Below are 13,914 nucleotides of genomic sequence, written 5' to 3'. Positions count from 1 at the left end.
GGCGGCATGGCCCAGATTCAGTGTGCGATCGGCATCGTTGTTATTCTCGGTCTTACCTGGCTCTGGTCATCCAACAAGCGAGGGATCTCTTGGCGAACCATTCTGTGGGGACTTGCCCTTCAGCTGATCCTTGCGCTCATCGTTGTGGTCTTCCCGCCCGGAGTTCGAGCATTTCAGTGGTTCGGTGATGGCGTAACGTGGTTCTTGAGTTTTGCCACGCAAGGTGCGGCCTTCCTCTTTGGAAACCTCGCGCTGCCCGCCGGACAAGCCGTTGTGGGCTTCCAGTTTGCCATCACGATCACCTCCGTGATCGTCTTCTTCTCCTCCTGCATGGCCGTGCTATACCACTACGGCATCATGCAGAGATTCGTTCGTTGGACAGCGCGCATCCTTGAGCGGACGATGAAGACCTCCCCCATTGAGTCGATCAATGCTGTTGGCGAAATCTTCCTTGGGCAGACGGAATCGCCCCTTCTCGTCAAACGCTATATCCCCTACATCTCATCTTCAGAACTCTTCGCCATGATGGTAGGGGGCTTTGCAACCATCGCCGGCTCCACGATGGGCGTCTACGTTGCCCGCGGCATCAATGCAACAGACCTGATGATCGCCAGCATCCTTGCTGCCCCGGCTGCCCTTGCCTTGGCGAAGATCGCCGAACCCCACGTCAGGTCGAGCAAAAGCGTCATGTCGAGCGAAGTCGAGACACCGGAAGTCGAGACACACACCGCCGGCAACCTCCTCGACGCCATCGCCCACGGCGCCTTCGACGGAGCCAAACTCGCCCTCAACGTCATCGTTGTTCTAATTGCCTTCAAGGCCATTGTTGCCTTTCTCGATGCCCTCCTTGGTATGGGCTCTGCACAGCTGAGCACCATTGGTCTTGCTCATGTACCAACATCGATCGAGCAGATCTTGGGATACGTTTTCCTACCGTTCGCATGGCTAACCGGCATCCCATCAAGCGAGGCGCAGACATTTGCGTCGTTGTTGGGAACCAAGATCGCTATGACGGAATTCATCGCCTATGACAACCTTGCTACACTTGTCTCGCAAGGGGCTTTAAGTGAGCGGACCGTTCGTTTGGCAACTATTGCTCTATGCGGTTTTGCCAATGTGATGTCGATCGGTATTCAGATCGGCGGTTATGGCATGATGGCCCCGAACCGACGCGCCGAAGTTGCGCGCTTTGGATTCAAGGCCATGTGTATCGGTGCGTTGGCGAATCTCTTTACGGCCTGTGTGGCCGGACTCTTCATCTAGGCTTACGGGCCCGCTGCATGATGAGTCGGGTAAGCTCTTCTTGGAACCGTGCTTCAAACGCAATGTAGGTAGCGTATTGTCGAACGCTCAGAAGCGACTTCACTTCTGCATGACGTTTGTTGATCGCCTCTTCAAAGACCTTCATCGCAGCCAGAACCGCGTCGGTCTTTCCTTTCAGGACAGACTCGTCAGCCCCTGACTCCGTGGCTTCACGCAGATCTATGGCCTTGCGATCGAGATCCTTCTTTGCGTTGATCACCGCCCCCTGATAGCGATTGTAGGCAGAGAAAAACTTCTCTACCTGATCGCCTTGCAGATTGAGGACGTCGAGCAATCTCATCTTCCGCAAGTCTTCGATCTTCTGCATCATCTTTTCGCGAGGGGGCGGACCATCGAAGTCATCGTCTTGAGCAATAACCGTGGTCATGCCCAGCAGGACCATCGTCAGTATGATCGTGAGTTTAGAGACCATTGTTCTGTGCTCCCAGTAGGACGTCCACATCGGTTTCCTGAAGCGTCCACGTTACCGTCTCGCTCACTGACTGTGTGATCGTCTCGATGATCTGTTCTTCTTCTGCATCGGCAAGAATAGCAGCAACGTCCGTTGTAGAGACGCTACGTGTTCTCGTATTTCTTTGTGGTGTTTCAACTGCTGTGGGCACCGCAACCGGTTCCACAATGCGTTCGGTTTGCAATGCTGTTGGTTGAAGTGCAACTGGTGCTTGTGTTGTCACCTGCTCCTCGCGCAGGACGATGACCACTGCTGCGGCTGCTGTGAGTGCTGTTGCAGCAAAACCGAAGAAGAGACCACGTCGAGGACGATGTGCATGCTGACGCGCCTCGTGAACGAAGACACTCAGGTTTCGTGTAGCAGCATCAGCCTCACGGTGGATCTGTTCCGCCGTTTGCGTAAATGATGAAGCAAGAGCACGTGTTTCCTGTTCGCTGAATTCTTCAGCGAGCAGGGCTCGCAGTTCTTCTTGTGCAGATGACATGGTGTTAGGCTTTGACATGATCAAGCCACTCCTCGTAGTATTCACTTGTTCGAATGGCAGCAGCGATCTTTTTCACTGCCCAGTGGTAGTTCGCCTTGAGGGCGCCTTCGCTGGTGCCGGTGATCGCGCAGATCTCTTCGTAGGACAATTCGTCGTAGTAGCGCATACAGAACGTTTCGCGTTGTTTTGGCGGGACTGTGTCGAGGACCGACCGGAAGTACGCTTCAAACTCCGACTGTTCAGCGTGCGTCGATGGCGAATGATCAGCCCCCTTCACATCTCTCTCCCCTTCCCCTTCACCGATGGCAAAGAAGCTCAGGAACCGCTTCTTCCGTCGCATGTTGAGGCAGACATTCACCGTGATGCGATACAGCCACGTTTGGAGTGTGCTATCGCCCTTGAATTCACCCAATTTCTGAGATGCCCGCAGAAAGACCTCTTGAGCCGCGTCCTGAGCATCCTCAACATGACTGAGCTGTCGGAACGCCACACTATAGACAAACCGCTGATGCCTGCGCACAAACGCCGTTATCGCACGGTCTTGCTGACCCGTCCGATACGCGTCCAGTATGTCCGCATCACTGTCCAATATGAGTGCCATGCTGCTCACGGTTTCCTGTCCAAACGTCGTTAGCTCAATTTAGCTGACCTTGGACTCATGGCGGCGAGGGAGGTTTAACTCTCCCCCAAGCATTTCTTGGCTCATCCCCGGATGCCTTCTCGAACACCTTAGCTCTCCCCCCGGCCCCCTCTCGCACGCTACGCTCGAGAGGGGGTGCCGGTTCGTGTTATTGGGCACTGCTCACTTCTTGGTTCTTAGGTCCCTCGTCGCTCCGCTCCTCGGGATGACGCTGTCTACTTTAAAAACTTCAATGCGAACAATCCGGCGAGCGGCGTCGAACCGCGGTTCAATTGTATAATCATTCAGGCTTATAGTTGCTCATCTGATCATACCGCTTTCTTTGAGATGAGTCTTCAATGAGCGCTTTAATTGCCTCGTAACTCATTGGTACGATCTCTAACTTTTCATCTAGGACCACCATTCCTTTCAGAATACAGAATTCTATGATAGCCCTACAAACATGTTCATATTGCCTTGTGTAATCGATTCTAAAAGACACCGACTCCACTTCTTGTGTTGCAGTATTAAAGAGAACGTTCAGACAGTTTGACTCAAGATTGCCATAAACATCTAGGGCATCCGACCACGACTTTCCTTTTGAGATTATAGAACTTATACCGTCAAACAAGGACCTCTTTGTTGGCGTTAGCAGCCAATATGGTTCTTCATCAAAACCATCTTCACCAGAGACCGGATTAGAATCTTTATGCAAGTATTCGTAACTCTCTTTAGTTACGATTTGGAATGTGTATTGCCAGAGTGCCATGTTGTTTCGTTATGTGTTTTCAAGACCCGTGCGTTCTTCAAGCAATCCTGCAGTCATCGCCATCACAATCCGATTGACAGCGACCACTTGAGTCCACATCCCAACGAATTGACAACTGCAATCTAGTATTGAGCTGGAAAAGTAAACGGCCTGTTGATGCAGTGGTTGGCTACTAGCGGCCTGAAGTGGACACTGAGGGTGGAATCTCACTGTGACTTGATTAGCCCGCGACCCCGGACCACTTGCACTAGAGTTTACTTTTACAATGTAGAACCTCACGAACTAGCGAATCAAGACAATACATGTACACGAGACATGCATCATGAATGGCCTGATCTTGGAGGTTGAACGACGCTGAATAAATTGCATTGAATTGAGCAGTCATCTCTCCATGCTGCATTTCCAATTGAACATAGTTGATGTCGATGCCACTGAATACTTGTGTAGCTAGACCATATACATACCCGCCATATTCTGCCAAACTGGCTACCCAATCTGCGAACGCATCATTGTTTGGAAATTCTGGAAATCTCATTTCATAATGCTGCTTCATAGCCGTTTCAAGCGATTCATTACTCATTTTCATTTCCCTGATCTTTCCCCACTTTCATAGACACGTAGGTTGATTTCGTTGTTGTGAAACTAGCTCATCTGCGAAAGTATTGGCTCATCCCCCGATGCCTTCTCGAAGAACTTATCTCACCCCCCAGCCCCCTCTCGCACGCTACGCTCGAGAGGGGGAGCCGGTTCGTGTTGAATAGTCCTTGGTCATCGTGTGGCTTCGTGATTTCCCAGATTCCTTGTAACTCGGCTCCTCAGGACCTCGGAAGAAGTGTCATAGAGCCGATGTACTGATATTTCGTGCTTGGTGACTTCATCTTGAAAGCTAGTTCACTGATTCCGATGGAAAACAGTTCACAACTACCGCCTGCGGTACGGAATTGAATTCAGATGTTGCAGATTCATCTCCTCCAAGTCCAGTTTGCAGACGGAACTAAGATAGTGTTTCCATGCATCGTCTTGTTCACAATCAAAAGGAGAGCATGGACCTGTAGCAACCTCTTTGAAACCTATTGGATCGATTGAAGGCGATTTCAAGTATGGACGTGGTTGATTACTAGTGTGGTCAAACTCTGGAGTATGGTAGTACCGCTTCGCGTATACAAACAACCTCCACTCACGCTCAGAGGTGTAATGATGATCTTTATAGCAGACCACAAGCTTAAATAGTTGCTCGCAGGTTTCAATCAAATTCACTGCATCCGGTGAGGCAATCGAATCAATCATCTTTTGCAACTGTTTCCTGACTGATCGCTCGTACCTTGATCTATCGTACAACACTTTCAAAAGAAACAATGGATAAGAACGAGACCCTTCTTCTGAACGCCCGGGAAGCTTCATACGTTGTAAAGCACTAGAATCAACTCCGATAGTTATTCCACGTCCATCATCACCATACGGCCTCCACAAATCGATGGAATCAGGCTTCTCGCACAAGCTAGTCATGTATACAACGCGTACTTTCTTTAACTCATCTTCTGACGGCTGTGCAAACCGATCTACAAAGACACTAAGTTTTGCCTGATCATTAGACATGCCAAACTTTTCTAAATTCTCCGACGTATGTCGGCTGTAGTGACTAAAAGCACGAACGGTATGATAGTAGCATGTTCCCAATCGATTAAGAATCTCTGTTCTTCCCTTGTACTTGTCTGCTAGATCAAGAATTACATCAATAAGCAAGCGAATCCCTTCAACAATCTCAGTTGGGTCGTTCATGCTATCACTCCGATACAGTCGAATAGACTTCTCCTGAAGGATACATCTTGCCGCTTGATACGATGTGTAGTGATAGAGTATTTTGGGTGTTTTGCGTGCCATTATCTACTCAGTATTTCTTACGAACTGGTGGTCACTAGATCAATATGATCTACACGTGTTTGAGTTCGCCCTCCAACGCCTTGACTACTGCAATCTAGCATTGGGCATTGCAAGTCAGATACCGGTTAAATCGGTGGTCAGCTACGAGCGGAATGAGGGCGTCACTGGGAGCATATTCTCCAGGGGAGATCGATTAAACACCAAGCGATTGGCGACGATTGAATGTGGGAACTCGATACGGTCCAGTGTGATCGACGGAAAAGAAAGCATCTTGACCAACATGGTCCTTGAATCTGCTGCGGACAAGCGCAAAGTGCTCTGGATCAACAATCATGTCATTGATGTCCTCCGTGAGTTGCACCATGATATGACCTGTTCGAAGTTCTGTCACGCTGTAAACTGGCGCCGCGAGTAGTTGGTCACGGCCGAACAACTCGATGTATGGAGGGCCATACAAGGTCATCCAATACACGTCAGGGAGGTATTGATTCAACCGATGACTTGCAATCATGAATCCGAAATCGGTAGCCTTCGAATCTGCTACCAATATCGTTCCGCTCTGACGACCTGATTGCACCTCTTGCTCTGACAATAGATTGATACAGCAGTGATCAACATCCAATTCGCTAGAAGCTACTTCTACGAACTCCTTAATTTCCTCGAGATCGACCTCTCCAATCTTTGTAGTGATGTCCCATGATCCGTGAAACTCAAGTTTCATCAAACCCATTGAAATCATTGAATCGAGATATGGCTTTCTCCTACTTGCTATGAAAGGGCTCTTCCATGACTCTAACATGCGAGCCTTGTCGTTGATATCGAATACGCCTCGCAATGGCTCCCAATTGCCATATCGTTCGGGGAGCAGGTTTGGAAGCTTCGACTCCCACAAGTCCAAGATCTTTTCACCCGTAGCTAGATCATCTATGGAACGTGGTATCAACAGGCTAACAGCCAATCCCTGATTCATCTTTGCCATATGTTCAGTTCTCCTGTTAATGGGTCGAATACTAATATGCTACCGCCAGATGATCTTCTCCCACTTTCGTGGCAAGGTATGTCGTTTGCAGATTCAACCAATTTTGACAACTGCAATCCATGTTCTCGTGACCACTTGAGATCACAATCCAACGCCCAGACAACTTTAATCTAGAATTGGGATTAGCAAGTTAGTTACGGGCGTTTCAACCTATAAACAAGCCGGCGAGTGGCGTCATCCCGAGGAGCGTAGCGACGAGGGACCTCGGTCGAATTGACACAATCACCTAATGACAAAGTGACGTTGTGACGGTAAGACTGTTTGACGTTAGGACGTAGAGCAACGTCGTCATTTTGTCACTTCGTCATTGCGTCATTGAGTCACTACGTCATTGCGTCATTGAGTCACTACGTCATTGCGTCATTGAGTCACTACGTCATTGCGTCATTTCTTGCCTCACACTCTTGCTCTTAACCACACCCTGCTTCTCAACACCAGCAGCGCCACTGTTGCGAAGACGATGTAGCCGATGAGGATTCCTACCCAAACGCCGGTGGCGCCAAGTGAGGTGGCGTGACTCAGCGCGTAGCTCAATGGGAGCTGGAATCCGAGCAAACAGCCGGATGTGACGAGCATGGAGATGATCGATGAACCGGCTCCGCTGATCACACGTACGGTGATGAGACCAACGGCAAAGAAGATGTATCCGAACACGGTGATGTGGAGGTAGGTGGTGGCCTCGCTCAAGGTGCCGGGGTTGCTGGTGTAGAGTTCGATAAAGGGGCGACCCATAAACCACACCACAATGGCGAGCCCTGCCATGAGGATCATCATCTGCTTCATCGCACTACGATGGAATCCCCAAACGCGATCTGGTTTGCCGGCTCCGAGGTTCTGACCGGTGGCTGTCTCAACGGCGATGCCGACGGCAAACACACTCATGAAGACGAACATGTCCACATTCAAACCGAGGGTGTAGGCGGCTGTTACCTGCGTTCCGAAACTGCTGACGATGGTGAAGATCACAGCGCGATTCAGACTGACGGACAACATCTGTAACGATGCAGGGAATCCTTGTTTTGCTACGCGCGATAACAGATCGAAGTCGAGTCTGAATTCGGAAAAGTCAAGGTGCATGTTGGTCTTGCCACGCAACAACGCCGTAAGTGCAATGGCGGTCCCGCTCATCTGCGATATGGCTGTTGCTAAACCTGCACCCTGCATACCCATCTCGGGAAAGGGTCCGATGCCAAAGATCAGGAAGGGGGCGATCACGGCATTGAGGATCACGGTTGCAACCAAGACCATCATTGGGAACATGGCGTTGCCCGTTGAGCGAACGATGCTGAACATCTGGAAGTTCAAGAGGTTGCACGTAAAGCCGATCAACAGCATGCCGAGATAGGCCGTGCTGAGCTCGGCCACCTCTGGCGTCATCCGCATGAGGACGGGAACGGTAGGAAGGAGGAGGTAGACGGCAGCGGTCACCGCCGAGGCCATGACAGCCATGCCGACAAGGGCCTGTGTGGCGGTACGAGAAGCCCCCTTGTGATCACCTTCGCCGAATCGACGGGATACGATGATGCCGGTGCCGACAGCAAAGCCGCTTACGAGGGTGAAGAGGAAGAAGACGACTTGATCACTGGTGCCGATGGCAGCAATGGCGGCATCACCGAGCCGGGAGACGTAATATCGGTCGATCAGTGAATAGACCATATTCACAACAAAGCTGAACGCCAAGGGGATGGCGAACAGCCGAAGGGAACCGTCTATGGGGTCGTTGATGAGGTCGACGCGACGTCGACCAGCGGCAGATGCAGACATGGTATAGGTGCAATTTCAGCAATTGCGCACTAACGTAATACGAACATGAATGTTTCGTAATGGTGCGCCAAACTCCAACGCGGTATCTTGACGTTGGATTCACACACGCAACACGATGTTCACACTCCTCGTTATCTCAACGACGATCTACGCTGCTCGGCTGGCCTTCTTCCTCATCGGACAGGCCCGCCCCACACCGCAGCGTGTTGTGTCAACGGAGGTGCCGTTTGTAAGTGTGATCGTCCCGGCCAGAAACGAAGAGGCTAACCTCGAACGCTGCCTCACGGCGCTGAGCGCAAGTGACTACCCGGCTGACAGGTTTGAGATCATTGTGGTGAATGATCGAAGTGATGATGCAACAGAACAGGTCTTGGAAGACCTTGCGGCAAAACTGCCAAAGGTCCGTCCCCTGCACCGACGTGATACGCTGGACCACCCGAACCTCAAGGGGAAACCGGGAGCATTACAACACGGAATCGATCACGCTACGGGTAGTGTGTATGTGTTGACCGATGCCGACTGTTTGGTCCACCGGGAATGGCTTCGCACAATGGTTGCCCCATTTGCCGATGAAACGGTCTCGCTGGTATGCGGCTTCACTGTCATACGGTTACGACGTTTGTTTGATGTTTTACAAGACATCGAATGGTTGTACACACAGACCATGGCAAGGGCCGGTATCCAAAATGGCGTCCCACTCGGATGCTTCGGAAACAACATGGCCATTCGCGCAGAAACCTACCAAGAACTCGGCGGATATTCAGCGATCGAGTTCAGCATCACAGAGGACCTTGCACTGCTTCAGGCGATGTCGAATGCCGGCAAGGGCGTACGCTACCTGTGTGATGAACGGGCAACCGTAGAGACACTGCCCTGCGAAACCGTGGGCGAGTACCTGCGTCAAAAACACCGTTGGGTGCGTGGCGGAATGGCACTTGGCAGCAAGGCCGTTGCCTTTGTCATCAGTGGTGCAACGTATTGGGTCGGACTCGTTGCCAGCATCGTCAATCATGAGTGGTTGTGGGCAGGGGGCTTCTTGCTTCTTCGCATCGTGGGTGACGGGTTGCTGATCACCACGTCTGTGGCTCGGCTTCGACGTTGGAAGGTCTTCCCTGCCGTTGCACCGTCGATCGTTGCCTTGTTACTGCTCGAGCTCCTACTTCCGTTCGTGACGCTGCGCAAGCGCATCGTGTGGAAGAACCAGGTGTTCCGTCAGTGACGTGTTGCCTGCTCTACAAGGTGGAGCAGAGACATATACGGGATGCCGGTCTGACGTGTGAGGGCCCCCTCACAAAGAACATTACACGAGACCCCAAGGTCAACACCCGTCGGTATCTCGTTCTTCTCTGATCGCAGAGCCGATTCCACCAGCTCAGGATACATCAATCCCCTGTCGCCGCCCATTCCGCAGCATCCGGCTGATGGAGGCACCACAACCTCTTGTGCACATGGCCGCACAACGTTCATGAAGGTCTCGGTCGATCGAAGTTTCTCAACACCGCAACCGGGATGCACCACCACTCGGTTCACGCGAGAGGTGATGGTAAGCCCCTTCATCACCAACTCCGCAAACCCGACTTGATCGATAATCTGGAGTCCGAGCTGCGTGGCCTCACCTACAAGCGCAGCAGCGCATGTTGAGGTGTCGATGATCACCGGTATGGCAGACCCTGACTTAAGGGAGAGAAGGTGGTTGATGAGGGCTGATGATGTTTCGTGTGCGGCGTCATGAAACCCCTTTGATGCATAGGGCTGACCGCAACAATAGGCGTCGGAGTCGATCACTGTGAGTCGCAATCCGGCGCGTTGAGCCAACGAGAGCACTACTTCATCCAGGGACATGCCATCACGTCCGGCACCAAGGGTTTTTGACGGACATGTTTGAACGTAGATCGCATCGGGTCGGTCAAGAGTGTTGGATGCAGCCCTGTGTGGTCTTCCATACCGACGGATCACCGACGACCCAACACGCGCAACGCTGTTTACGAGTCTCATATTCTTGGACATCACCGAGGCAAGGATGCGCGAGCCGCGTGATGTACTCTCTGCTCGCATTTCCTTGATGAGCGCGCCTGTATCGATGCCCACCGGACACACCACGCTGCACATACTGTCGGCAGCACATGTTTCAATTCCGCTGTACACAAACGATCTATCGATCTCTGCTACCATTGCACGATCATTGGCATTGATCACACGTTCCCGCTGCAGAACAATGCGTTGTCGTGGCGTAAGGGTCAGCCCCCTACTTGGACAAACATGTTCGCAGAACCCACACTCGATGCATAGGTTGGCTGTTGATTCCCGTCCAATGGATGGCACACTCTTGATGTTCTTCACATGGGCATGCACGTCTCTGCACAACACTACGTCGGGGTTGAGGATGGCGTGCGGATCGAGCAGTTCCTTCACACGATACATCACAGTGTAGGCGGCACTTCCCCATTCACGTTCAACGTAGGGCGACATGTTGCGACCGGTGCCGTGTTCTGCCTTGAGTGAACCGGCATAACGGTCGACCACGATCTCGGCGATACGATCCATGAACCGTTCATAGCGTTCGATCTCGGCCTGCGTTTCAAAGGACTGGTTCACGATGAAGTGGATGTTTCCATCCTTTGCGTGACCAAAGATGATCCCTTCATCATAGCCAAACTCAGCAAAGCTTGCACGCACGTCCTTCACCAACGAGGCCAGAAGATGCGGCGGAACGGCGATGTCTTCGTTGATCATCGTTGCACCCTGCGGCCTCATCGCTCCGATGGAAGGCATGAGCCCCTTTCTCAACCTCCAAAGAATGGCTTGTTCACGCGGATCAGTAGTCCACGAAACAGAAGAAGCTGTTGAAGGGGGCTCCACATCATGGAACTCCACGAGCAATGCCGATGCGCCCGGTGTAGTGATCCGAAGATGATCCGGTGTTGTTGTCAACTGTGCAAAGGATCGCAACGAGGCATCATCCATGATCTCAACGGCTGCTGCGCCGGCATCGCGCCAGAACGGCACGGTGGCACAGGCCTCGTCAACAGAGTCATAGACGATCATCGCCGTCCACTTTGTTGTGGCGTCGGCAATGGTGTTGAGCGTTACATCCGAGATGAATCCCAGGGTGCCTTCACTGCCGATCATCAAACGCGCGATGATCCTTGCCGGCTCATCTTCATCGAGAAATGCATTGAGGGAATAGCCGATCGTATTTTTGATCGCATACTTCCGACGGATGGTTGCAACGAGACCCTCATCTGCACGCACGTCATCACGAAGCGTTGCTATCCCTTGATGGATGCTCGGCGCACGTTCCTGCAAGTGCCTGTCAGCATCGGATTGTGCAGTATCAATGGTAACACCGTTGGCAAGCACATATGTCATGCTGCTGAGTGTGTTGTAGGAGTTCTGCGCTGTGCCACAACACATGCCGCTTGCATTGTTGGCGATGATGCCGCCGATCATTGCGGCGATGATCGATGCCGGGTCGGGACCGAGCTTGCAACCATGCGTCCGGAGGTGAGCGTTGACGCGCGCTCCCGTGATGCCCGGTTGCATGCGTACGCGGCGACCGTCATCGAGCACGGTGACCGATGTCCAGTCACGTGAGAGGTCAACGAGGATGCCGTCAGTTACGGCCTGACCTGACAGGCTTGTCCCTGCTGCACGGAACGTAAGGTGACTGCTCGTGCGGATGCACCAGGCGAGGAGTTGCTGAATGTGCTCAACAGAGGCCGGACGTACCACAGCCTGTGGTACAAGACGGTACAGACTCGCGTCATGAGCAAAGGCCAATCGATCGATGAGCTGCGTGGACACGCGGTCGTCGCCGATGAGGTTCCTAAGCTCGGTCATTCCTACACCTGGAAGACGCCGGTCTTAAGTTCCGGCAACGTGCCTTGGTGCGAGGCCACTGCTATGCCGCAGGAGATCACCCTGCGCGTCTCTGTTGGCGCAATGATCCCGTCAACCCAAAGTCTTGATGCTGCATAGACCGGCGTGGTGGTGGCTTCGTACTTGGCTTGGATCTCTCGCAAGAGTTCTTGCTGTTTTTCGGGTGTGAGTTTCTCGCCTTGTTTCTCAAGCGCAGCTACCTTGATGGTCAACACCGTCTTTGCTGCCTGACTTCCACCCATCACGGCGATCTGCGCCGTAGGCCATGCATAGATCAGGCGTGGATCATAGGCCTTGCCGCACATGGCGTAGTTGCCTGCGCCGTAGGAGTTGCCGAGCACGATCGTGAACTTCGGGACGATGCTATTGGCAACGGCGTTGACGAGTTTGGCTCCATCCTTGATGATGCCACCTTGTTCTGCACGTGTGCCCACCATGAAGCCCGTTACGTCCTGCAAGAAGACCAGCGGAATGCCGCGTTGATTGCAGTTCAAGATGAAGCGCGCAGCTTTGTCCGCAGAGTCGGAATAGATCACGCCCCCTACCTGCATTTCACCCTTGCCCGACTTACAGATCTCGCGGTTATTGGCAACGATCCCAACCGCCCAACCATCAATGCGGGCATAGCCGCAGAGAATGGTCTGACCGTATCCGGCCTTGTATTCATCGAACTCCGAGGCGTCGACGAGTCGGGCAATGATCTGACGTGTGTTGTATGGCTTTGCACGGTCGGCCGGCAGGATTCCATAGATCTCGTCGATATCAAATGCCGGATCGCGCGGTTCAACGCGGGAGAACAGATCACTCTTTCCCTTGGAGGGGGCGAACTTATCCACGAGTGAACGGATCTTGATGAGTGCCTCTTCGTCGCTTTCAACCTTGTAGTCAACGATACCACTCACCGTGCTGTGCATCGTTGCTCCGCCAAGCGGTTCGATATCGGTCTTCTCTCCGATGGCTGCTTCGACAAGTGCGGGGCCGGCAAGAAAGACACTTCCCGTACCGTTCACGATGATCGCTTCATCGCTCATGATCGGCAGGTAGGCACCACCGGCAACACATGGTCCCATGATGGCAGCGATCTGCGGAACACCCATGGAGCTCAGAATGGCGTTGTTGCGGAACTGACGTCCGAAGTGTTCTTTATCGGGGAAGATCTCGTCCTGCATCGGCAGAAAGACGCCTGCTGAGTCAACGAGGTAGATGATCGGCAAACGGTTCTCGATGGCGATCTCTTGCGCGCGCATGTTCTTCTTTGCCGTCATCGGGAACCATGCACCGGCCTTGACCGTGGCATCGTTGGCTACGATGAGGCATTCTCGACCGCTGATCATTCCCACAACGGCAACAACACCGGCGGATGGACAGCCCCCTTCAGCCTCATACATATCCTGGGCTGCAAAGAGTCCGATCTCCAGAACATCAGTTCCTTCGTCGATCAACAGATCGATCCGCTCTCGGGCCGTGAGTTTCCCCTTGGCCTTATGGCGCTCAATGGCCTTTTTACCGCCACCAAGCATCACCTGTTGGGCCTTGGCCTCGATGACGCGGGTCAGTTGTTTATTCGCATCGGCATTGGCCTCAAAGACCAGGTCGTGCGTGATTGCTGTTCCGATGACGTTCGCCATGTCGCTCTCGTTCGGTAGGGTCTGATACGACGAAGGCGCTCCGATGGAACGCCTTCTGGAACTACGTTGTGCGGGAC

Annotated in this window: 12 protein-coding genes; 2 read left to right on the top strand and 10 right to left on the bottom strand. The window is 52.6% G+C overall.

Features of this window, described 5'->3' with window-relative positions:
• The first annotated feature begins 6 nt into the window (after positions 1–6).
• Entirely contained in the window at positions 7–1,263 is a 1,257-nt protein-coding gene (locus tag IPI29_06995) for a NupC/NupG family nucleoside CNT transporter (protein MBK7412284.1), read from the top strand.
• On the opposite strand, the gene IPI29_06990 is transcribed toward IPI29_06995, so the two are convergent.
• The 8 genes from IPI29_06990 to IPI29_06955 form a co-directional block, all read right to left on the bottom strand.
• Entirely contained in the window at positions 1,256–1,735 is a 480-nt protein-coding gene (locus IPI29_06990) for a hypothetical protein (protein ID MBK7412283.1), read from the bottom strand. The two genes, IPI29_06995 and IPI29_06990, sit on opposite strands and share 8 nt — an antisense overlap.
• Entirely contained in the window at positions 1,725–2,258 is a 534-nt protein-coding gene (locus IPI29_06985; GenBank protein ID MBK7412282.1) for a hypothetical protein, read from the bottom strand. The genes IPI29_06990 and IPI29_06985 overlap by 11 nt, the downstream gene beginning before the upstream one ends.
• A gap of 4 nt (positions 2,259–2,262) precedes the next feature.
• Positions 2,263–2,859: a sigma-70 family RNA polymerase sigma factor gene (locus tag IPI29_06980; GenBank protein ID MBK7412281.1), complete on the bottom strand. Its 597-nt coding sequence runs from the start codon at positions 2,857–2,859 to the stop codon at positions 2,263–2,265.
• A gap of 319 nt (positions 2,860–3,178) precedes the next feature.
• A complete protein-coding gene (locus IPI29_06975; protein MBK7412280.1) occupies positions 3,179–3,646 on the bottom strand; it encodes a hypothetical protein in 468 nt (155 codons plus the stop codon).
• A 247-nt stretch (positions 3,647–3,893) separates the two neighbouring features.
• Complete coding sequence (locus IPI29_06970; protein ID MBK7412279.1) at positions 3,894–4,226, bottom strand: hypothetical protein; 333 nt, start codon at positions 4,224–4,226, stop codon at positions 3,894–3,896.
• Between the two features lie 341 nt (positions 4,227–4,567).
• The gene (locus tag IPI29_06965; protein MBK7412278.1) at positions 4,568–5,425 is read right to left on the bottom strand and encodes a DUF2971 domain-containing protein; all 858 of its coding nucleotides are present in this window, start codon (positions 5,423–5,425) and stop codon (positions 4,568–4,570) included.
• Between the two features lie 295 nt (positions 5,426–5,720).
• Positions 5,721–6,506 carry a hypothetical protein gene (locus IPI29_06960; GenBank protein MBK7412277.1) on the bottom strand — a complete coding sequence of 262 codons (786 nt, stop codon included), beginning with the start codon at positions 6,504–6,506 and terminating at the stop codon, positions 5,721–5,723.
• 456 nt (positions 6,507–6,962) lie between these two features.
• Positions 6,963–8,330 (bottom strand): MATE family efflux transporter, encoded by a 1,368-nt coding sequence (locus tag IPI29_06955; GenBank protein MBK7412276.1) that lies wholly within the window; start codon positions 8,328–8,330, stop codon positions 6,963–6,965.
• A 115-nt stretch (positions 8,331–8,445) separates the two neighbouring features.
• Between IPI29_06955 and IPI29_06950 the strand changes: the two genes are divergently transcribed.
• Positions 8,446–9,549 (top strand): glycosyltransferase, encoded by a 1,104-nt coding sequence (locus IPI29_06950; GenBank protein MBK7412275.1) that lies wholly within the window; start codon positions 8,446–8,448, stop codon positions 9,547–9,549.
• Here IPI29_06950 and IPI29_06945 read toward each other — a convergent pair.
• Positions 9,543–12,170, bottom strand: a complete 2,628-nt coding sequence (locus IPI29_06945) for an FAD-binding oxidoreductase (protein ID MBK7412274.1) — start codon at positions 12,168–12,170, stop codon at positions 9,543–9,545. The genes IPI29_06950 and IPI29_06945 overlap by 7 nt on opposite strands.
• A gap of 2 nt (positions 12,171–12,172) precedes the next feature.
• Positions 12,173–13,837 carry an acyl-CoA carboxylase subunit beta gene (locus IPI29_06940; protein ID MBK7412273.1) on the bottom strand — a complete coding sequence of 555 codons (1,665 nt, stop codon included), beginning with the start codon at positions 13,835–13,837 and terminating at the stop codon, positions 12,173–12,175.
• Positions 13,838–13,914: the final 77 nt, after the last annotated feature.

It is taken from the genome of Ignavibacteria bacterium, assembly GCA_016707005.1.
Taxonomy (GTDB): domain Bacteria; phylum Bacteroidota; class Ignavibacteria; order Kapaibacteriales; family Kapaibacteriaceae; genus UBA10438.
The sequence above is the reverse complement of the archived record's forward strand: the minus strand, read 5'-3'. Positions and strand labels throughout refer to the sequence as shown.